An 18151-nucleotide genomic window follows, 5' to 3' on the forward strand; every position below is an offset into this window, starting at 1 on the left:
TTTTGGACGCGCGCCAGCGCGCCCGTCAGGGGGCAAAACAGGGATGTTTTGCATCACAGCCCCTTGCCCGTCGTGACCCGGATCTGGCGCAGCTTGGGTCGGCCCGCCTCGCGGGCGAGCGCCGCATCCACCTCGCGCAGCGCCCCGCGCAACTCGTCCACCGAGCGGTACTCCACCGTCTTGTCGCCGAAGGTGACGCGCCGCTCGCCGCGCGCCAATGCCCGCTCCAGCGCCTCGCGATCGGCCGCTGTGTAGGCCATGGTCAGACACCCGCCAATGCGGCCAGCTCGAGGACCAGCTCGGTCTGGGCCGTGTTGCCGTTCTTGAAGGCGATGCGCGCGAAGCGTCCGATGGGCCGGCCCTGGACGGTGAAGTAATCGCTGCCGCCGTTGGGTTCGTACCAGGCGACATTCGCGTCCGGATGGATGCCCGCCGCGGGCAACCAACGCACGCCGTCGATCGAGCTCTGGATCTCCATGGCTTCGTTGCGCGAGGCGGCCCCCGCCTTGCGGGCGACGACCAGCGTGTAGGGATGCCCGACGCCGAGGTCGACCGGGTCGGTGGTCACGGAGGCTGCACGCGCCAGCGCGCCGATCGTGAAGACCTCGACTCGGGAGGCGGCCACCGCGCCGGCTCCGTCGGCGGCGAGCAGTCGCCCGAACGCGTCGCAGGCGATCGGCCGTCGCTCGTCGAGACCGGTCTCCGGGTTGTGAAAAATGCCTTCGATCACGCTCATGTTCAGCTCATCCAACGACTCTTGACGACGGACCGGCGCCGGATGCGTCGGCCCGAAACGACGACGCCCCCGGAGTCGGGGGCGTCTTCTGCGGTTACGGTGTGTTCGTCCTGCTCGGGCGGTGCGGCGATGCCCAGTTGTCTTTCCATCTCGCGCCAGTGGCGCTCCTCGAAGCGGTCGAGACCGCTCGCTGCCGCGGCGGCGCGGGCGTACACGTAGCAGTCCAGCGCCTCGTTGCGCTCGCGTAGCTTCTGCCACTCGCGCACCGGAAAGCCGTTGCGGTCACGGCGGGTGATCAGCTGCTCGGCGCAGAGCTGCTGGATGTACTCGGCGTCGACCTTGGGCAAATGGACGAAGCCCGCCGGGTAGATCGGCGTGGTGCCGTCGTCGGCCACATCCGCGCTCTTGCGCAGGTTGTTGTAGAACTCGAGCTTGGCGAGCCCCACCGCCACCGAGTACACCTTGATGCCCCGGCGCAGCTTCTTGCCGCCCTGCGAGACATCGACGGCGGTGGGCGTGCCGATCAGGGCCGCGCCGCGCGGCACCCCCTTGATCGCCATCAGTCGACTGTCCCGGCAGGCGCGCACGAAGGCGTAGGCCTCCTGGGTGGCGAAGCCGGTGTCGAGCGCGAAGCGCGCCAGCGGAACCTGGTTGCCGGATTCGTGCGTCCAGGTCTCGTCGATCAGCTCGGACAGCCGCTTCCACACCGCATCCCGCGCGGTGTCGCCCATCAGCACGCGGTGCTCGACGAGCCAGGACGCCTTGCCGCGCCCGAAGGCCCAGATCGAGGTCTCGATGCGATCCTTCTGCACGTCGGCACCGCCCACCAGCAGCAGGCCGCCCATGGGGACGGTGCCGATGCGGTAGTCCTCCCGCCGCTCGATCAGGCGCTGCCAGTCGGGCGCTTCGCCTTCCTCGACCCAAGTCTCGCCGAGCTCGGTGTTCTTGAAGGTCTTGATCGCGGCGGCCGAGCCGGACTCCTTGCTGACCGCACTCTCCCACGCGCTCGCGATGTCGCGCCACGAACGCCAGCCCACCGGGCTGTAGAGCGACGAGAGATGGAAGCCCGCCGTCTTGACGCCGTTCTCCGGCGCCATCGCGCGCCACTCGCCGTGCTCCAGCATCCAGGTCTTGTGATGCTCGGCGATGGGCGTATCGCAGGACTCGCACACATAGGCCGCCGTCTCCGGCCGGCCCCTCTCCCAACGCAGCTGCTCGAAGCGCAGCCACTGGCGGTGGGAGCAGTGCGGGCACGGCACGAAGTAGCGGCGCTGGTCGGATGCCTCGTACTCGCGCTCGACGGCGCTCGCCCCGGCGATGGTCGGCGTCGAGACGATGAAGATCTTGCGCCGCGCGAAGGTGCGCGTGCGCGCCTCGGCGAGCGAGATCGCATCGCCTTCGCCCTCGACGTCGAGCGGGTAGCCGTCCACTTCGTCGAGGAAGAGATACCGCACCGGCATCGAGCGCAGGCCCACGGCGCTATTCGCGCCGGTCATCACCAGCACGCCGCCGCGGAACTCCTTGGCGAGGATGGTGTTGCCCGAGTCGCGCGAGCGTGCCGGGGCGATCAGCTCGGAGAGCACCGGCGACTCTTCGATCAGCGGGTCGATGCGCTGCTTGGAGTTGCGCTTGGCCATCTCCACGGTGGGCCAGACCGCCATCATCGGCCCAGGCGCGTGGTGGATGACGTAGCCGATCCAGTTCGAGCCGGTTTCCGTGGCTCCGACCTGTGCGCCCTTCATGAACACGACGCGCTCGACCGGCGAGGTCGGCGACAGGCAGTCCATGATCACCTTGAGATACGGCGTGCGGCTGGTGCGCCAGCGGCCCGGCTCGGCCGAGGCCTTGCTGGAGAGCATCCGGTGGCGGTCGGACCACTCGGACACGGAGAGCAGCGGATCGGGCGTCAGTCCTTCGCGCCAGGCGCGCTCGATGGCATCGAAGCCATCGTAGACGAAGTCGTCCATCAATCGACGCGGACCTTCAGTTCACCGAGCTCGGCGAGGTGCTCGCGCACCGCCGCCTCCAACGCGACGTGCAGCGCGTGTGCGTCCATGCCGAGCCTGGCCGCCATCTGCGCCGAGATGCGCGCCGGCCAGTTGAGCCAGGCGTCGCGCTCGGTGCGCGCGAGCTTGAACACGTGGGCGATGGCCTGGTTGCGATCGACCAGCTCGCCCTTGAGGCGGGCGAGGCGCACCTTGTTGGTCTGCGCCTTGACCACCTCGTTGACCGTGCGCGCCTGTAAGAGCGAGGTGCCGCCCGCGGGTAGCCCGGCGGCGAGGTTCGGGGCCGGATCGTCCGACACCCGCACCTTCGCGGCTTTGGCGCTCGTTCCTTCCTTGGGCGGCTCGGAGTTCCTTGCCCAGTCGCGGTCGGCCTTGTCCGGATCGATTGTGCCGTCCGCCTCGGGCGTGATGCGCCCGGCGCGGATGGCTTTGTGTACGGCGGTGTCCGACACCCCACGGTGGCGGGCGTAGGCGCGGATCGACAGTCCCATGGTCTCCATCAAGCATTGGCGCCGTCCCGCTCGGATTCCGCTTGGCTTCGCTCGGGAACAGCGCGTTCATGTCATCACCATCAACGACACCCCGAGGAGAAGCACATGACCGAGCAAGCCGAAAAGGACATCGACCGGCAACTGCAGCAGATCGCGCTGGATCACCTGTTCATCGACACCCTGGAAACGCGCAACAGCGACCGGCTGGACTTCCACGAGGTCAGCGTCTGGGCCGTCAAGAGCGCCTTGATGGCCGCCTACCAGGCAGGCCGGCAGGCCGCGCGACAGGGCTGAGAAAGCAGCGGAAAGCGCTTGGCTTCTCCAGAGAACAGCGCGTTCATGACCACACCATCAACCCCCATGAAGGAGCATCAGATGAGCACCATCCAACTCACCCCCGCCCAGCACGCCATCCTGGCCTACGCCGTCGAGCACACCGGTGGCAAGATCGAGTGGTTCCCCGACAACGTGAAAGGCGGCGCCCGCAAGAAGGTGCTGGACGGTCTCTGCAATCGGGCCCTGATCACCACCATTGGTCCCGACTGGTTCGTCGCCGCCGACGGTTACGAGGCGCTGGGGCGCCCGCGTCCCGCGCCGGCGCCGGCGCCGGTGGAGGCAGACGCGGATCTCGAGGCGGAGGTCGCAGCCGCCGAAGCCACTTGGGCACCGCAGCGCGCCGAGACCAAGCCCCGCACCCGCGAGAACAGCAAGCAGGCCCAAGTCATCGCGATGCTCCGGCGCCCGGAGGGCGCGACGGTGCGCCAGATCTGCGAACTCACCGGCTGGCAGGCGCACACGGTGCGCGGCACCTTCGCCAACGCCTTCAAGAAAATGCTGGGCCTCACCATCACCTCGGACAAGCCCGAGGGCGGCGAGCGCATCTACCGGATCGCGTGATTCGAGCGGAATGGGAAGCCAAGCAGAAAACGCTTGGCTTCCCGCGCCGGCAGCGCGTTCATGCGGGTGTCGCAACCATCCACGCCAAGGAGCACAGCATGAAACCCACCCGCGCCATCCTCACCCACAGCAACTACGACGCCGACGACTACGCCTACCTCACCGCCAAGGGCTGGAGCGATGACGAAATCCTGGCCCGCTGGAGCGAAGAGGCTGCGCACGGCAACGGACCCTGCCACTGGGAAAGCGCGTCGGCCCGCGCCAAGCTGGCCGTCGTAACCGGTCGCCAGCAGGCGATGCGAGAGGATTGAGATTGAGCTTGGCTTCCTGATCGAACAGCGCGTTCATACGGGTGTCGCAACGATCAACGAAGGAAACAACGATGACCACCGCCAAAACGATCCCCGCCACCCGCAACGAAGCCTGGGGCTTCTGGGGCACGATGGACGCGCACCCGCAAGCCGCCTGGCCCATCGCGATGAACGCCATCTCCGACGCCACGGGACAGCCCTTCGAAGCGGTGCGGGCCTTCCTCGACAGCCGCCATGGACGCCACTTCGCGGACGAAGTCCTCAACCGCATGCATGCGGGCCATGCCCTCCACGACGCGATCCGCGCCGCCACCCGGCAGTGGATGGAATGGACCATCGGACGCCGCACCAGTAAGGACTACGGCATCCCGCGCGGGCTGCCTTATCTGACCGGGTTCGTGATTCACTGCGAGATCGTCGAGGAGGAAGTCGCCGCCTGATCGAACGCCAGGCCATCCGATTCTCGGGTGGTCTGCTTGCCCGTCCAGTCCTGCCAGCGCCGCACGATCACGTCCGCATACTTCGGGTCGAGTTCGATCAGGCGCGCCACGCGCCCCGACTTCTCGGCGGCGATCAGGGTGGTGCCGGAACCGCCGAAGGGATCGAGCACCACGTCACCGGGACGGCTGGAGTTGCGGATGGCCCGCTCGACCAGCTCCACCGGCTTCATGGTCGGGTGCAGATCGTTCTTCGCGGGCTTCTTGATCTGCCAGACGTCGCCCTGGTCGCGGTCGCCGCACCAGTGGCGCTCCGCGCCCTCGGGCCAACCGTAGAGGATCGGCTCGTACTGGCGCTGGTAGTCGGCGCGGCCCAGCGTGAAGGTGTTCTTCGCCCAGATGATGAACGTGGACCAGTGGCCGCCGGCAGAGCGGAACGCCGCCTGCAGGGTATCGAGCTCGCTCGACGACATGGCGACGTAGATCGCGCCACGCGTGTGGGCAACGAGCAGCGACAGCGCGTCGTAGAGAAAGTCGTGAAAGCCTGCGCCGAGCGCGTCGTTGAGAATGGGACGGTGCTTGCCCCGCAGCTTGTCCTTGGCGCTGTTGGCGTAGTTCACGTTGTACGGCGGATCGGTGAAGACCATGTCCGCCCGCTCGCCGTGCGGGAACAGCTGCACGTAGGTCTCGGCCGTGGTCGCATCGCCGCAGACCAGGCGGTGCGGCCCCAGCCGCCAGACGTCGCCCGGCGTGGACACCAGCTCTTCCGGCATCTCCGGGACGGCGTCGTCCTCGGTCTGGCCCTCGTGCTCGGGCTCCTCACCGGCCAGTAGCTCGGCCAACGCATCGGCATCGAAACCGGTCAAATCGAGGTCGAAGCCTTCGTCCTGCAGTGCCTCAAGTTCGATGCGCAGTAGCGCATCGTCCCAAGTCGAGAGCTCCGCGAGGCGGTTGTCCGCGAGCACCAGTGCCCGTCGTTGGGTGGGCGTCAGGTGATCGAGCACCACCACCGGCACGGTGGGCAGGCCCAGCTTGCGCGCGGCGGCGAGCCGCCCATGGCCCGCGACCAGCACACCGTCGGCGCCGACCAGGCAGGGATTGACGAAGCCGAACTCCGCGATGGATGCCGCGATCTGGGCGATCTGCTCGTCCGAGTGCTGGCGGGCGTTCCGCGCGTAGGGCAGTAGCTTGTTCATCGGCCAGTGCTCGATGCGCTCGGCGAGCCAGTTCATGCGGCCGCCTCCGCCGTCTCGCCCAAGCGCTCGGCAGTAACCTCGGCGAAGGGCTGGCCGGTGGTCGCGAGCACCGGCTCCATGCCCGGGTGGTGCTGCAACCACCGGCGCAGCGCGACGTCGACGTACTCGGGCGCGAGCTCGATGGCGCGCACTTTGCGGTCGGTGAGTTGCCCGGCCAACAGCGTGGTGCCGCCGCCGGAGAACGGCTCGAAGACGATCTCGCCCGCGTCGGTGTAGGCCTCGATGAAGAACTTCGGTAGGCCCAGTGGAAACACCGCCGGATGGTCGATTCCCTCACCGATGCGGCCGCGCTGGCGCGTCACCTCGACGACGGAATCCGGGATGCGGAACTCCTGCATGGGCTGTCCGGCGTGGTTCCACTCGCCGACCTTGCCATCCTTGGCGCGCATCGCGGTGGATGACCCATCGGCGCGCAGATGCGTCTCGTGACCGGCCCACTTGCAGGGCACGATCTTGTTCGGCTTGCGCGCCTGGCGGTTGAAGTGGAACACGAACTCGTGGCGCGGCGCGAGGCGCCCGGCCCAGTCGCCGGGCACGGTCACCGACTGATCCCAGACGTACCAGCCGAAGCGGCGCCAGCCCTGAGTGCGCATCCATTCGATCCAGCCGTCCCAGTACGGCTGCCACTCGCCGTCGCGATGGACCAGGCCGAGGTTGACCAGGATTTGCGCGTCCTCGTGCAGCGCGCTGCGGGCGGCGCCGAACACGCCCTGCATGAGCGCGTTCCAGTCATCGATCCCGCCGGTGGTGTAGTCGCGCTGGTTCGCGTAGGGCGGGCTGGTGAACAGCACGTGAGCTCGCTCGCCATCGAGGAGGCGCGCGACGGCAGCAGCGTCGCTGCTGTCGGCGCAGAGCAGCCGGTGTTCGCCCAGTATCCACAAGTCGCCTGGCCGCGTGACCCCAACCGTGGGCGGCGTGACGTCGTCCTCGTCCGCGTCGGCTTCCGGCGCGCGCTCGTCCTCATCGGCGGACGGTTCCGTCTCCTCGATGTGGTCGAGCAGGCCTTCGATCTCGGAGGCAGAGAAGCCGGTCAGGTCCAGATCGAAGCCGGCGTCGGCCAGCTCCGCGAACTCCAGCGCCAACATGGCCTCGTCCCAGCTGGCATCGAGCGCGAGCCGGTTGTCGGCGATCACGTAGGCGCGTTTCTGCGCCGGGGTGAGGTGCGCGAGCTCGATCACCGGCACCTCGGTCAGCCCCAGCTTGCGTGCGGCCAGCAGCCGGCCGTGACCGGCGATCACGCCATGCTCGCCATCGACCAGGATCGGGTTGGTCCAGCCGAACTCGGCGATGCTGGCGGCGATGCGCGCGACCTGCTCGTCGCTGTGCGTGCGCGGATTGCGGGCGTAGGGGATCAGCGTCTCGACCTTGCGGTACTCGACGTTGAGTGTGTTCAGGATCGGAACCTCGAAATAAAAAGCCCGCCGACGGAGGACCGTGAGCGGGCTTGATGTGTATCGGGGAGTGCAAACCGCAAACCGTGCAAACCCCGGTTTGCACTCTGACGCTAGAAAAGCGTCGCGCTCCCGCCCCCCGCATGGTTTTTCGGCCAGGAAGGACCCATCGCGCTCGGCGGGTCGGATCGCGAAGGCAGAAACGACGAAGGCCACGGATCGCTCCGTGGCCTTCGCACATGCTTCTCTCGCGAGGTTAGCGAAATCCTAGCGCAAAAACGGGTGAAGTGTTGCACGTCCAAAATGGCTCGAAACCGGCATCGCTCCGCATCCGCCCGCATTGCTTGGACCGCGTTGGAAACGTCCCGCAACTTCACTCATGAATGGCTGACCACGGTCCGGCGGGTCTGCTCGTTCAGACGGCAGGCGACGATGTCGAGCGCCTTCTGCCACCGCCGCCAGGCCGTTGTGCGGTCACAGCCGAAGCGCCGGCAGATCTCCCGCCACCCGCGTTCCTCGGCGCGCATCCAGACGAGATGGCGCTGCTCCTCGGTGAGCCACAGCACCCAGCGCATCGTCTCCTCCATGCGGTCGATGGCGGCCGGGTCGGGCGGAAAGCGGTACAGCACGTCTTCGCCCGAGTAGGTCTCCCACGGCTGGCGCAGGATGGCCGGCCAGGTGTTGAAGTAGCCCTGGACGCGTACCGGCGGCAGACGCCGCGCGGTCTGGGCGGCCTCCCGGAAGCGCTCGGCGACGTCGTCAACGCTCCACATGGCCGTCTCCCTGGCGACCGTAGAGCCGCTCGCCGATGCGCTTCACCAGCTCCCGCTCGATCCAGTCGAGCCGCTCGTCGTCGAGCGAGACCACCAGGATGCCCTGGTCCCGCCAGCCGTCGCGTTTTATGGCATCGACGTCCGGGCGAGTCGGTTGCAGGCGCCCGAGGGGGCAACGATAGTGGGGGCTGGGCGCGTTCATGCCGGCACCTCCTGCGTCGCGATCGCCCACATCAGCAGTGCCAGCGCGTCGGCCTCGTTGTCGTCCGCGGGCCGGAAACCCAGGGCCTGCATGGCGGCCACCATCTCCTGCTTGCCGGCGTTGCCCTTGCCGGTGGCGTGCTTCTTGATCGTGCCCACCGGCACACCCTGGTACGGGATGCCGTGGTGCTCGCACCAGGCGGTCAGCTGGGCCATGAAGCCGCCGTAGGCGTGTGCGGCATCCACTCCGGCGTGGCGGCGCACCTCCTCGAAGTACACCGCATCCAGCCCGTCCGCCGATGGCTTGACCTCGGTGAGCCAGCGCTTGAAGCGCAGATAACGCATGCCGCCGCCCTCGAAGCGCCGGGGCTTGAAGGACTCCGAGCCGCTGGTGATGGAGCCGTCACGGCCGAGCAGCGCCCAGCCGGTCCGCGTGCCGAGGTCGAGGCTCAGGATGGCCGTGCCCGGTCCCCGATCCCGACCGTCGATGCCGGGCAGACCCCTTCGGGTCGGGGGAGAGGACACCGCGTGTTCCTCTCCCCCCGAAGGGGGGAGGAAGTTTTCGCCAACTTGGAAATCGCCGCAAACCCAGCAACCACGCGGGTTTGGGGAAGTTGGCAAGTTGGCGGCGTTGCCAACTTGCCAATCTGCCGACAACTCCGTAACGCGTTGATCAGTATGGGGTTCAAGTTGGCAGGCGTTTGCCAACTTGCCAACGTCTCTGAAAATCGGGGGGAAGTTGGCAGCGGTTTTGCCAACTTGGCTGTGCGTGTTCATGCGGGCTCCTCGGGGTCGTTCAGGTCGTCTTGGTAAACCCACACCTCGGGGTTCTCGACCGGCAATGCGGCCCCCGATTGCGGGCATTTGAAGTGGGTGGGCAGCACCGGCAGTTCGCGCAGCGATACTTCGCCCGTGTCTGGATCGGGCTCGCCTAGACCCAAGCGCAGCACCATTGCCTCGACGCACAGGTAGCCGAACTTGGTGCGGGCGGGCGGCAGGCTGTAGTCCTGCGCGTTGCGGAAGTACTTGATATAGCCCTGGGTCGAGAGCGCGGAGAGGCGCTCGCGGATGGTGCGCTCGCCGCCGAGCCCCGCCTTGCCCTCGAAGCTTTCCGCGAACTGGTTCGCGGTGTAGCAGCGCCCGTGGGCCGCCTCGTCGAACAGGATCTGCAGGATGGCGTCGCGCTTGCGCCGGCGCTCGGCATCGAGGCGCTCGCCGTAGTCCTTCATCACCAGCCGCTCGTTGGCATCGACCTCCCGCCACTCGCCGCGGATCTTGTCCACGTGCATCGAGGGGATGGCCGCGCCGTTGCGCAGCTCGAAGATCAGCTGGCGCGTGGTGCGCGTCTCGTCCGGGCGAAACAGCAACATGCCGGTGGTGTAGTAGCCGCGCAGACTCCCGGCCCCGGCCAGGGCCTGGAACGGGTCCTCCTCGAACTGCTTCTTGCCGAGCTTCTTTGTGTGGTGGGCCAGCACGACGCCGGCGTCCGGGTTCACCGCATCGCGCAGGCGCTCCACCCGCTGCGACAGGAAGAACAGCATCGCGGCGTTGTCGTTCTCGCCGCCGGACTCCCCGCCGTCGAAGACGTTGCGAATGGGGTCGATGGCGATGATGTCCGGCAGTTCGTCGCCAAATGCCTGCTTGATCGCGGGGATCACCTGGGCCAAGCCAGTGTCGTCCAGGATCAGCCGCAGCTGCGGCGTGGCGACGAAGTTGACGCGCGCCGCCCCGATACGGCTGGGTGGGAGGCGGATCTCCTTCACGCGCTCGCGCAGGTAGTGGTACTGCACCTCGGCCTGCAGGTAGAACACCCGCAGAGGGCGCGGCGGTGTCATGGCGAGGAAGGTGGCGCCCGCCGCCATGTGCGTGAGCCACGCGAGCAGAAAGTCGCTCTTGCCGACCTTGGGTGCTCCACCGAACACCAGCAGTCCGCCGGGCGTGAGCACGCGCGGTGCGACGAGGTCGGGTGGCAACGGCGAGTCGTCGTCGAGCAGCGTGCCCAGAGTGAAGGTCGGCAGTGCCGGCGCCGCCGCCTTGACGTTCCTGCGCTCGCCCTCACGAATGAAGGCGGCGCAGTCGAATCCCTCGGCCACGGCATCGGCCGCGTCCCATTTGTCCGGTTTGTCGGTCGGCGGAACGAGAATAACGACTGACGCCGCGCCCGCCGTCACGCAGGCGCGGGCAGCGTTCTCCGCGTAGTCCCAGCCGGGGGCGTCGCGATCCGGCCAGATCAGCACGTGCTTGCCCGCGAGCGGCGTCCAGTCGGTCTTGTCGATCGGCGCCCGCGCGCCGTTCATGGCCGTGGTCGCCGTGATGCCCGTCCCGATCAGGGCGCAAGCCGCCTTCTCGCCCTCGACCAGCACCACGTCGCGCGCCTCGGCCACGGCCGGCAGGTTGTAGAGCGGACGCGGGTCGGGGGCGCGCCACATGCGGGCGCGCACGTCCCAGGGGCGGTACTCCTTGCCGGTGGGCGGGTCGTAGCGGTAGACGCAGGCGATGAGCCGACCGTCCGCCGTGCGGTAATCCCACTTCGCGGTGTAGGGACCGAGCTCGTCGATCGGTGCGCTGCGGACATCCGATGGCTTCGCTCGGCCGATGGGCGGTGCGAGCCCGAGCCATCGGCGGATCTCGTCCGCGAGGCGGGGAAAGTCGTGCCGCGCGGAAAGGCCGCGCGAGCGCGCCCATAGATCGATGACGTCTCCGCCTTCGTCGGAGGCGAAGTCCTTCCACAAACCGCGCCGCTCGCCCTCGAGCTCGACCACCAGGCTCTTGCCCCGGTTGCCGTCGACGTCACCGACGTAGAACCTGCCGCCGCGGATGCGGCCCTGCGGGAACAGGTAGAGCAGCACGGCCTCCAGGCGGTCGAGCAGGCCCCGGCGCAACGCCTCGGTGTCGGAGGGCGTCTCGCCATGCTGTTCGGGGGCGTCGTTGTAATCGAGCCAAATGACGTCTGCCATCAAGCCGGTCTCCAGCAGCGGTCCTGCCAGGGACACGACTTGCACTCGAAGTGGGTCGGCGTGGTGGCGTGCCGGGGCAGCAGCTCGCCGGCCTCGGTGGCGGTGATGACCCGCACGGCCCGGTCCGACATGCGCTGCGCGAGCCCGCCGTCGAACGGCACGAGCTCGAACCAGATCTCCTCGCTGTCCTTGTTGATGGCGGTGAACAGCGCGGGATTGCTCGCGATGCCCGGCACGGTGCCTTCCATGTACGCTTGGTAGACGGCGAGCTGGGCGGCATAGATCGGCTTGGCGCGGGCCACGCCCTGCTTGACGGTCTCGCGCCAGGACTTGTCGTTCATCGTCTTGCACTCCCACAGCGCGGGCCAACGCATGGAGAAGTCGAGCTCGATGTCGGCGGGGCCGGCGGCGAGGATGCCGTCGACGTGCCCCTGGATACGCCCGCCGGCGACGGAAAAACCGAACTGCCCGCCGTCGGCCTTGCGCGTGTAGAGCTCGAAGCCGGCCAGGCGCAGCCAGCGGATCGCCAGATCCTCCAGGACATGGCCGACCTCGAACACCCGCAGCACCCGCCCGGGCAGATCGCGGCCGGGATCGACCGGCGCCTGGGCGTACTCGTACTGCAGGGCGCGCTCGCAGGCGACGCCGAGCCGCGAGGCACCGAGGTAGGTTCGGGATGCCTGTGCTGCCCGTTCACGCGCCAGCGCTTCGTCGATAACGGCGTTGACGCGCTCGTGGAGCTTGGTGCGGTGGTTGTAATCGAGCATGGCCACCCCCCTCAGAACGGCACGTCGTCGGGCGTGATCTCACGCAGGTTGTCGAAGTAGGCGGTGAGCACCACGTCGACCAGTTGCAGGACCTCCTTGCGGCTGTAGGCCGACAGCGGCCGGTCCATGCCGATGGACGCCACGTACTCGCCAAGGCTGGGCAGCACGGCCTCCATCGCGGCCTTCTCGTTATGGGTGGGATCGATCACGACGCCGCCTCCCGCCTTCAGTCGTTGCAGATGAATGTCCTGGCAGTGCATGGAGCAGAAGCGCTTGAACAGGGGCTTGCCGTCCGGCGCACGCGGGCCGTTCCTCGGCGACAGCCAGCAGAAGCCGCGTCCCTCTCGTCCGCAGATCGCGCATATCACGCCGCCCTCCGGTGTTCGTCGTTGGCCGCCAGCACGAGGCGCTGGATGGACGACTTGTTGAACTGGAAGGCGAGCAGCGCCGAGGCCTGATAGCGCGTGAGCCCGAAGTCGGAACGCATGGCCTGCGGCAGGTAGCGCAGCTGCTTCTCGGTGGGCGGCTCGTTGAGCCAGCGGCGCGTCTTGTGGGCAGTGTCGAGGGACTCGTTCTCGTTCAACCAGTCGTCCGCGCAGGCCATGCAGACCGTGCGATCGCCCACCGCCAGCAGACGAGGCTGCAGATCCTTGCCACCGCCGACCGCGTGCCAGCGGCCGTTCAGGAAGAAGACGCCACCCCAGGCGCCGAAGCCAGTAGCCATCAAGGCGTCGTCGCAGCCGAAGAGATCGCACCAGCGGAAGTTGGAGCGCTTGAGCAGGTCGATCTCCGTCATGACGAAGTCGTCCATGGCTTCCGCCTGCTCGGCCGGATCAATGGTCCACTCGAAGCCGCACAGCGGGCACTCGCGGCAGCCGAGCGGCACCGTCGCCTCGCAGGATGGACACTCCTTGGTGGGCGCCTCGCCCTGGTGCTGGTGGCCGTCCAGGTTGGCCTCCTGCTCCAGCGAGCCGTGCATGAGCGTCGCGGTGCCGAAGTCGAGCACGATGCAATCGGTCTTGACCACGCCGGGATGCTCGGCCGGATCGACGGTGCGAAGCCCCCGCCCGATCATCTGGGTGAGCGTCGACTTGTGGGAGCTGGGGCGCAGCAGCACCACGCAGGAGGTGGGCGTGTAGTCGTAACCCTCGGTCAGCACCGCCACGTTGACGACGACCTGTGCCTCGCCGGTCTCGTATTCGGCGAGCCGCACCTTGCGCTCGGCGTCCGACAACTCGCCGTGGATCAGCACGGCGCGGGTGCCGGCGGCGACGAAGGCGTCGGCCACGCACTGCGCGTGCGCCACGGTGGAGCAAAACACGATGGTCTTGCGGTCGCCGGCCTTCTCACGCCAGTGACGGATCACCGCGTCGGTGATCGGCGTCCTGTTGAGGATCGCCTCCACCTCGGTCATGTCGAAGTCGGTGGCGGTGCGGCGCACCTGGGCGAGCGCCGACTGCGCCCCGACGTCGATGACGAAGGTGCGCGGCGGAACCAGATGGCCGGCGGCGATGAGCTCGCCCAGGGTGATCTGGTCGGCCACGTTGCTGAACACCTCGCGCAGCCCCTTGCCGTCGCTGCGCGCGGGCGTGGCGGTGGCGCCGAAGATCAGCGCCCTGGGGTTGCGCGACAGCACGCGATCGATCACGCGCCGATAGGAGGGCGAGGCGGCGTGATGCGCCTCGTCGACCACCAACAGGTCGAGCGTGGGCATCGCATCGAGATGGCTGTCGCGCGAGAGCGTCTGCACCATCGCGAAGGTGGCGCGCCCGGCCCAGGACTTCTCTTTGGCATCGAACACCGAGGTGGTGAGGCCGGGATTGACCCAGCCGAACTTCTCCCGGTTCTGGGCGGTGAGCTCGTCGCGGTGCGCGAGGATGCAGGACTTGGCGTCGGGCTCCTCCAAAACGCCGCCGGCGACCGCCGACAGCATGATGGTCTTGCCCGAACCGGTCGGGCCGATGGCCAGGGTGTTGCCGTGCTGGTGCAGCGCCGCGAGCGAGCGCTCCACCAGCAGGGCCTGACGGGGACGAAGCATCATGCCGGCAGTCCCCCTTACTGCGCCCAGCTCGGACGGCCCGTGACCGGAGCGCGACCCGTGGCTTGGGCATAGGCGTTGGGCGTGGTGGCCGAAGGCGCCGGCGCACGCGGTGCCCCCATCAGCGCGGCGTATTCCTTGTGATCCGGCTGGATCGCCTGCTTGATGACAGCCTTGTCCTGGCCGTTCTGGTCCTTCTCCCAATCGACCTTGCCGAGGAACTCAATGCCGTCGAGGTCGGCGAACCCGGCGATGCGCCGCGCGTTCTGGGCCTGGGGGCTGGCGTCGCCCGGATGGACACCGCGCGCGGAGTTCAGGATCGCCTTGACGAAGGCGCGGCCCATGTTGGCCCACTCGGGACCCTTGGGGCTGTAGAGACCGATCAGCGACCACAGCTTGCGGCGGGCGTACTCACCCTCCATCACGACGAACTCGCAGTTCAGATACACCGAGCCGGTGTTGTCGTTGCGGGTCGCGTAGCCGCCGGTCCAACCTTGGCTCGCATCGTCGAAGCCGCCCGGGCGGATGGTCATGCGCACGCGCACCAGCGCGCCTTTGGGGATCAGGTCGAACGAGGACTGCTCGTTGGCATCGTTGAAATCGAAATAGCTCATGGTCGTAGCTCCTTATTGCTGTACGGGTTCGGAAGGCGCGGGGCGGACGAAGTCGAGGCGTTCGAGGGCGGGGCGGGCGGGGCCGGCGATCTTGGCCATCAGCCGGCCGAGGTGCGGCTCCTCGATCTGGTCGAGGCGGCCGGAGCGGTCCTTGGCGGGGTAGCCCCAGGGGTTGAGCGTGTGGCAGACGAAGGCGCGGTAGGCGGTGCCGTCGTCGGCCTTGAGCTCGGCCAGCGTCACCACCTCGTCGACGATGCCCGGTAGCTCGAGCCCGGTCTTGGAGCCGTCGATCTGCAGCTGGAAGACGCGGCGATTGAAGTCGTCGAGACGTTCGTCGAGGATGCCGACGAACCACACGTTCTTGCCGCGGGTGTGCTGCAGGTGGGTGAGCCAGGCGATCATCTCCTGGCCCATCAGGCCGTAGGCACCGCGGGTGTCCGGCTTGCCGGTCTTCTCCGAGTAGGCCTGCGGCTGCCCCTTGCACCACTGCAGGCACAGACGCCCGGCGACAGTGATCGAGTCGACGAACACGGTCTCGTACTTGTCGAGCACGGTCGGGTCGCCGAAGCGCGCGCAGACGGCATCGAAGTGGGCCTGACTGAAAGGCTGGTCCTCACGCAGCGCCGGGTTCGGCCCGCCGATGAACACCGCGAAGTCGCGGCACTCCTGCCAGGTGCGCGGGCGGATGGTGTCGCCCGCCCACCCCTCGACGGCGAGGTCGCCCGCCTCGAGGTCGAAGAACAGGGTGGCCTCGGGCGCCAGGGTCCAGAGCTGCGAGGTCTTGCCGATGCCGCTCTTGCCGACCAGCACGCCTTTCACGCCGCGCTTCTCGGCCAGGCGCTGGTCGGCGGAGATGATGGGAAGGCTCATGAGCGACCCTCCTTGTCGGCGAAGGCGTCTCCGATCCGGTGCGCGCCCAGTGCGCCGTGTTTGCGGGCGAGGTCGTAGAGCTCCCGCAAGGCGTTCATGCGGCGACTGATGGGCCGGACCTCGTTTTCGAGGGCGATGACGGCGAAGGCGATCTGGTCCAGAGTGGCGTCTTCGATGGCCACGTCGGCGCCATTCGTCTCGATCCGTTCCGGCAGGGACTCCAGCAGATAGGGGTGCTGCTTTTTCAGCTTGTCGAGCAAAGTGCGGTTCTTGAACATGACGGTCACTCCTCCAGCAGGGCGAGACGGAATCCGGGCTTGCCGGTCTTGAGGGTGCGGGCGGGGGCGAAGGCGCTCTTCAGCGACTCGGGCCAGGCGTTGAACTTGGTCTCGGAGACGCGGTAGGCGGTCTCGACGTACTCGGCGGGGTCCTCTCCGCCCTCGGCGATGCGGCGCACGATCTCGGCGAGCCGCTGCTGATCCCACTCGACCCGCTTGGGGAGGTCGGCGGTGACGCGCACGCGGCCGTCGTCGAAATGCACGACACCGGTATCCTTGCCGGCGGCCAGGCGCAGGGCGTGCGCGCGATCGGCGTACTTCAGCTCCAGCGCGCGTTCGAGGTGCTCGACGATGGCCTTGGCGGCCGAGAGCAGATCGGCGGCGTCGTTCTTCAGCTGGAACAGCGCATCGCTTTGCAGCGCGGCGAGCTCGCCGGCCGGCGTGGCGAGAACCTGGTCTGGGGTGAGGCGGCTCATGCCACACCTCCCGCGCCGACGCGCTCGGAGGTGCTCTTGCGCAGGCACTCCGCCTCGTAGGACTCGACGTCCTCGACGCGGTAGAGCACGCGCCCCTGGATCTTGAGAAAGACCGGCCCGATTCCTTCGGAGCGCCAGCGTTCCAAGGTGGCTTCGCTGACGCCCCAACGGTCGGCCAGTTGGCGTTGGTTGAGGTGTTTGATACTCACGATTCGCTCCTTACGGGTTGTTGCGGAAACGTGAGGTCATTCTGGGTTTCAGGGGGTGGGCAAACCGGCGGGCAAAGCGGGCAGGATGGGCGGGCAAATCGTGCAAATCGGCTCTTCGCAGAGCCGGAAAAGAAAAAGGCCCGGAGTGGTTGGCTCCGGGCCCTTATCGGGGGTGGAAATGCGGGGTGGTCAGCCGGGAGGCGGGAACGGATCTTTGCCGTAGCTGTTGCGCTCGCGGATCTTCCCGTCCTCGCCCTGGATCAGCACCTCGCTGCCCTGGTTGCGCGCGATGTCGCGTGCGCGCTCGAAGGCTTCCTGTTGCGTATCGTGTACGGAGGTCAGGCGGTCGTTGCCTTCCCCCCGGACACCCCACTTGTCGCCGTTGCGGACGACCCACTGGTTCTTACCACTCATGTCATTCACCTCATCGAGATCGAAGTTGAACTGCCGGATGAAAGGATTGCGCTTCGTTGGGGGCATCACCTCCTTTGGTCGTTGACGAATTCGGGTTTCAGCCAATAGTGACCGTCGTTGTCGTGGGCGACGAAGGTGCGGTAGACGGCCTTGTGCCGCTTGCAGATGTCCGCGCCCTTGCACTTGTCGACATCGATTTCCAAGGCGTCGGCGATGGTGCGTTTATGGACGGGATCGCCGCCGCCCTGCGCGAGTACCGAAAGAAAGCCGTAGACCTGGGGCGACAGTGCGTGCCGCTCTCCGTCGATCAGTGCGATGCGGCCGGAGTGCATGAGCCGCAGGGAGGTTTCCGAATCCCGTTCGCCGATCCCGGCGGAGCCGTCGAGGTATGCGTCGAGATTCTCTATGACGAAGCCGGCCTTGCGGAGATGCGCCATGGCACGCAGCGGAACGACGAGATGGCCGGCGGCCTGGATCGCTTGAGGGACGTCAGGCGTGGTAGTGATCAGGACGCCGCAGCCGGGTGCGCAGGCGGTGCGCAAACGAGCTTCGATGATGGGCGTCAAGGCCGGGTCGCTCAGCCTCCGACCGAAGAAGATAGTGCGCCGCTTTCGTCGATGTTCGATCTCGCCCAGGCGCCACAGCGCTGTCGGAACCATCTCTTCATGTTGATACCGTCCCGCAAGGCCCAGGGCCGAGGCGAGCCAGCGGACGATGCGCGTGATGTCCACCCTGAGCCGTGTCACTTGATCACTGGCCAGATCCACCCAGCCGCAGTCCGTGCAGTACCCCTGGCGGCTTACTTGCTCGAAGCGAATCCCCTCCAGATCGCCCATTCCGCACCAGGGACAGAGGATGCTCGATCCGACACCGTCGCCCGCCCCGAGGGCGCCGAGATCGAGGAGATGCCGATAGGCATCCATTTGTCCGGAATACCGGGCGGCATCCGGATGGAGGCTTCCCTCGGATTCCTCGACGAGCCCGCAGAGCAGGCCGAAGGCGATGTCGTTGCGTGCTTGCACGGCGGCT

At 67.7% G+C, this 18151-nt stretch carries 24 protein-coding genes; 4 read left to right on the forward strand and 20 right to left on the reverse strand.

Translation table 11 applies throughout. The features are described from left to right. Positions 1 to 53 precede the first annotated feature (53 nt). From WOB96_RS05605 to WOB96_RS05620, 4 genes are read right to left on the reverse strand one after another with little or no spacing between them, the layout of a single operon-like run. Positions 54 to 260 (reverse strand): phage head-tail joining protein, encoded by a 207-nt coding sequence (locus WOB96_RS05605; protein ID WP_341370300.1) that lies wholly within the window; start codon positions 258 to 260, stop codon positions 54 to 56. A gap of 2 nt (positions 261 to 262) precedes the next feature. Beyond that, positions 263 to 736, reverse strand: a complete 474-nt coding sequence (locus WOB96_RS05610; protein ID WP_341370301.1) for a hypothetical protein — start codon at positions 734 to 736, stop codon at positions 263 to 265. Between the two features lie 2 nt (positions 737 to 738). Beyond that, complete coding sequence (locus WOB96_RS05615) at positions 739 to 2703, reverse strand: phage terminase large subunit family protein (RefSeq protein ID WP_341370302.1); 1965 nt, start codon at positions 2701 to 2703, stop codon at positions 739 to 741. Further along, positions 2703 to 3233: an elements of external origin gene (locus tag WOB96_RS05620; RefSeq protein WP_341370303.1), complete on the reverse strand. Its 531-nt coding sequence runs from the start codon at positions 3231 to 3233 to the stop codon at positions 2703 to 2705. The genes WOB96_RS05615 and WOB96_RS05620 overlap by 1 nt, the downstream gene beginning before the upstream one ends. A gap of 105 nt (positions 3234 to 3338) precedes the next feature. Between WOB96_RS05620 and WOB96_RS05625 the strand changes: the two genes are divergently transcribed. The 4 genes from WOB96_RS05625 (at position 3339) to WOB96_RS05640 (ending at position 4881) form a co-directional block, all read left to right on the forward strand. Continuing rightward, the gene (locus WOB96_RS05625; protein ID WP_017364484.1) at positions 3339 to 3527 is read left to right on the forward strand and encodes a DUF6900 domain-containing protein; all 189 of its coding nucleotides are present in this window, start codon (positions 3339 to 3341) and stop codon (positions 3525 to 3527) included. Positions 3528 to 3593: 66 nt separating this feature from the next. Next, complete coding sequence (locus WOB96_RS05630; RefSeq protein ID WP_341370304.1) at positions 3594 to 4130, forward strand: DUF3489 domain-containing protein; 537 nt, start codon at positions 3594 to 3596, stop codon at positions 4128 to 4130. 98 nt (positions 4131 to 4228) lie between these two features. Further along, a complete protein-coding gene (locus WOB96_RS05635) occupies positions 4229 to 4441 on the forward strand; it encodes a hypothetical protein (RefSeq protein WP_341370305.1) in 213 nt (70 codons plus the stop codon). Positions 4442 to 4512: 71 nt separating this feature from the next. Further along, complete coding sequence (locus WOB96_RS05640) at positions 4513 to 4881, forward strand: hypothetical protein (protein WP_341370306.1); 369 nt, start codon at positions 4513 to 4515, stop codon at positions 4879 to 4881. On the opposite strand, the gene WOB96_RS05645 is transcribed toward WOB96_RS05640, so the two are convergent. The 16 genes from WOB96_RS05645 to WOB96_RS05720 all read right to left on the reverse strand — a co-directional run bounded on the left by WOB96_RS05645 (position 4845) and on the right by WOB96_RS05720 (position 18144). Beyond that, positions 4845 to 6110 carry a site-specific DNA-methyltransferase gene (locus WOB96_RS05645; protein ID WP_341370307.1) on the reverse strand — a complete coding sequence of 422 codons (1266 nt, stop codon included), beginning with the start codon at positions 6108 to 6110 and terminating at the stop codon, positions 4845 to 4847. The two genes, WOB96_RS05640 and WOB96_RS05645, sit on opposite strands and share 37 nt — an antisense overlap. Continuing rightward, positions 6107 to 7741 (reverse strand): site-specific DNA-methyltransferase, encoded by a 1635-nt coding sequence (locus WOB96_RS05650; protein WP_341370308.1) that lies wholly within the window; start codon positions 7739 to 7741, stop codon positions 6107 to 6109. Before WOB96_RS05650 ends, WOB96_RS05645 begins: the two co-directional genes overlap by 4 nt. A gap of 161 nt (positions 7742 to 7902) precedes the next feature. Next, positions 7903 to 8298: a DUF6362 family protein gene (locus WOB96_RS05655; protein ID WP_341370309.1), complete on the reverse strand. Its 396-nt coding sequence runs from the start codon at positions 8296 to 8298 to the stop codon at positions 7903 to 7905. Continuing rightward, a complete protein-coding gene (locus tag WOB96_RS05660; protein WP_028989111.1) occupies positions 8285 to 8500 on the reverse strand; it encodes a hypothetical protein in 216 nt (71 codons plus the stop codon). Before WOB96_RS05660 ends, WOB96_RS05655 begins: the two co-directional genes overlap by 14 nt. After that, a complete protein-coding gene (locus tag WOB96_RS05665) occupies positions 8497 to 9276 on the reverse strand; it encodes a crossover junction endodeoxyribonuclease RuvC (protein ID WP_341370310.1) in 780 nt (259 codons plus the stop codon). Before WOB96_RS05665 ends, WOB96_RS05660 begins: the two co-directional genes overlap by 4 nt. Next, the gene (locus WOB96_RS05670; protein ID WP_341370311.1) at positions 9273 to 11456 is read right to left on the reverse strand and encodes an AAA family ATPase; all 2184 of its coding nucleotides are present in this window, start codon (positions 11454 to 11456) and stop codon (positions 9273 to 9275) included. The genes WOB96_RS05665 and WOB96_RS05670 overlap by 4 nt, the downstream gene beginning before the upstream one ends. Further along, positions 11456 to 12223 carry a hypothetical protein gene (locus tag WOB96_RS05675; protein WP_341370312.1) on the reverse strand — a complete coding sequence of 256 codons (768 nt, stop codon included), beginning with the start codon at positions 12221 to 12223 and terminating at the stop codon, positions 11456 to 11458. The genes WOB96_RS05670 and WOB96_RS05675 overlap by 1 nt, the downstream gene beginning before the upstream one ends. A gap of 11 nt (positions 12224 to 12234) precedes the next feature. Further along, on the reverse strand, positions 12235 to 12591 hold the full coding sequence (locus WOB96_RS05680) for a DUF6511 domain-containing protein (RefSeq protein WP_341370313.1): 357 nt from the start codon (positions 12589 to 12591) through the stop codon (positions 12235 to 12237). Next, a complete protein-coding gene (locus WOB96_RS05685; protein WP_341370314.1) occupies positions 12588 to 14264 on the reverse strand; it encodes a DEAD/DEAH box helicase in 1677 nt (558 codons plus the stop codon). Before WOB96_RS05685 ends, WOB96_RS05680 begins: the two co-directional genes overlap by 4 nt. A gap of 14 nt (positions 14265 to 14278) precedes the next feature. Continuing rightward, the gene (locus WOB96_RS05690; RefSeq protein ID WP_341370315.1) at positions 14279 to 14875 is read right to left on the reverse strand and encodes a hypothetical protein; all 597 of its coding nucleotides are present in this window, start codon (positions 14873 to 14875) and stop codon (positions 14279 to 14281) included. 12 nt (positions 14876 to 14887) lie between these two features. After that, complete coding sequence (locus WOB96_RS05695) at positions 14888 to 15745, reverse strand: ATP-binding protein (protein WP_341370316.1); 858 nt, start codon at positions 15743 to 15745, stop codon at positions 14888 to 14890. Next, entirely contained in the window at positions 15742 to 16023 is a 282-nt protein-coding gene (locus WOB96_RS05700) for a hypothetical protein (RefSeq protein WP_341370317.1), read from the reverse strand. Before WOB96_RS05700 ends, WOB96_RS05695 begins: the two co-directional genes overlap by 4 nt. Positions 16024 to 16028: 5 nt before the next feature. Then, on the reverse strand, positions 16029 to 16499 hold the full coding sequence (locus WOB96_RS05705) for a hypothetical protein (protein ID WP_341370318.1): 471 nt from the start codon (positions 16497 to 16499) through the stop codon (positions 16029 to 16031). Next, complete coding sequence (locus tag WOB96_RS05710) at positions 16496 to 16708, reverse strand: helix-turn-helix transcriptional regulator (RefSeq protein WP_024892258.1); 213 nt, start codon at positions 16706 to 16708, stop codon at positions 16496 to 16498. The genes WOB96_RS05705 and WOB96_RS05710 overlap by 4 nt, the downstream gene beginning before the upstream one ends. Before the next feature lie 189 nt (positions 16709 to 16897). Further along, positions 16898 to 17188 carry a DUF2188 domain-containing protein gene (locus WOB96_RS05715; protein ID WP_341370319.1) on the reverse strand — a complete coding sequence of 97 codons (291 nt, stop codon included), beginning with the start codon at positions 17186 to 17188 and terminating at the stop codon, positions 16898 to 16900. Beyond that, positions 17188 to 18144 (reverse strand): hypothetical protein, encoded by a 957-nt coding sequence (locus tag WOB96_RS05720; protein WP_341370320.1) that lies wholly within the window; start codon positions 18142 to 18144, stop codon positions 17188 to 17190. The genes WOB96_RS05715 and WOB96_RS05720 overlap by 1 nt, the downstream gene beginning before the upstream one ends. Positions 18145 to 18151 lie beyond the last annotated feature (7 nt).

This window comes from Thermithiobacillus plumbiphilus (assembly GCF_038070005.1).
Taxonomy (GTDB): domain Bacteria; phylum Pseudomonadota; class Gammaproteobacteria; order Acidithiobacillales; family Thermithiobacillaceae; genus JBBPCO01.

Excerpts from the sequence above, each read along its gene's own strand:
- WOB96_RS05605 (WP_341370300.1), bottom strand. The coding sequence starts at position 260 with ATGGCCTACACAGCGGCCGATCGCGAGGCGCTGGAGCGGGCATTGGCG.
- WOB96_RS05610 (WP_341370301.1), bottom strand. The coding sequence starts at position 736 with ATGAGCGTGATCGAAGGCATTTTTCACAACCCGGAGACCGGTCTCGAC.
- WOB96_RS05615 (WP_341370302.1), bottom strand. The coding sequence starts at position 2,703 with ATGGACGACTTCGTCTACGATGGCTTCGATGCCATCGAGCGCGCCTGG.
- WOB96_RS05620 (WP_341370303.1), bottom strand. The coding sequence starts at position 3,233 with ATGGGACTGTCGATCCGCGCCTACGCCCGCCACCGTGGGGTGTCGGAC.
- WOB96_RS05625 (WP_017364484.1), top strand. The coding sequence starts at position 3,339 with ATGACCGAGCAAGCCGAAAAGGACATCGACCGGCAACTGCAGCAGATC.
- WOB96_RS05630 (WP_341370304.1), top strand. The coding sequence starts at position 3,594 with ATGAAGGAGCATCAGATGAGCACCATCCAACTCACCCCCGCCCAGCAC.
- WOB96_RS05635 (WP_341370305.1), top strand. The coding sequence starts at position 4,229 with ATGAAACCCACCCGCGCCATCCTCACCCACAGCAACTACGACGCCGAC.
- WOB96_RS05640 (WP_341370306.1), top strand. The coding sequence starts at position 4,513 with ATGACCACCGCCAAAACGATCCCCGCCACCCGCAACGAAGCCTGGGGC.
- WOB96_RS05645 (WP_341370307.1), bottom strand. The coding sequence starts at position 6,110 with ATGAACTGGCTCGCCGAGCGCATCGAGCACTGGCCGATGAACAAGCTA.
- WOB96_RS05655 (WP_341370309.1), bottom strand. The coding sequence starts at position 8,298 with ATGTGGAGCGTTGACGACGTCGCCGAGCGCTTCCGGGAGGCCGCCCAG.
- WOB96_RS05660 (WP_028989111.1), bottom strand. The coding sequence starts at position 8,500 with ATGAACGCGCCCAGCCCCCACTATCGTTGCCCCCTCGGGCGCCTGCAA.
- WOB96_RS05665 (WP_341370310.1), bottom strand. The coding sequence starts at position 9,276 with ATGAACACGCACAGCCAAGTTGGCAAAACCGCTGCCAACTTCCCCCCG.
- WOB96_RS05670 (WP_341370311.1), bottom strand. The coding sequence starts at position 11,456 with ATGGCAGACGTCATTTGGCTCGATTACAACGACGCCCCCGAACAGCAT.
- WOB96_RS05675 (WP_341370312.1), bottom strand. The coding sequence starts at position 12,223 with ATGCTCGATTACAACCACCGCACCAAGCTCCACGAGCGCGTCAACGCC.
- WOB96_RS05685 (WP_341370314.1), bottom strand. The coding sequence starts at position 14,264 with ATGATGCTTCGTCCCCGTCAGGCCCTGCTGGTGGAGCGCTCGCTCGCG.
- WOB96_RS05690 (WP_341370315.1), bottom strand. The coding sequence starts at position 14,875 with ATGAGCTATTTCGATTTCAACGATGCCAACGAGCAGTCCTCGTTCGAC.
- WOB96_RS05695 (WP_341370316.1), bottom strand. The coding sequence starts at position 15,745 with ATGAGCCTTCCCATCATCTCCGCCGACCAGCGCCTGGCCGAGAAGCGC.
- WOB96_RS05700 (WP_341370317.1), bottom strand. The coding sequence starts at position 16,023 with ATGTTCAAGAACCGCACTTTGCTCGACAAGCTGAAAAAGCAGCACCCC.
- WOB96_RS05705 (WP_341370318.1), bottom strand. The coding sequence starts at position 16,499 with ATGAGCCGCCTCACCCCAGACCAGGTTCTCGCCACGCCGGCCGGCGAG.
- WOB96_RS05715 (WP_341370319.1), bottom strand. The coding sequence starts at position 17,188 with ATGCCCCCAACGAAGCGCAATCCTTTCATCCGGCAGTTCAACTTCGAT.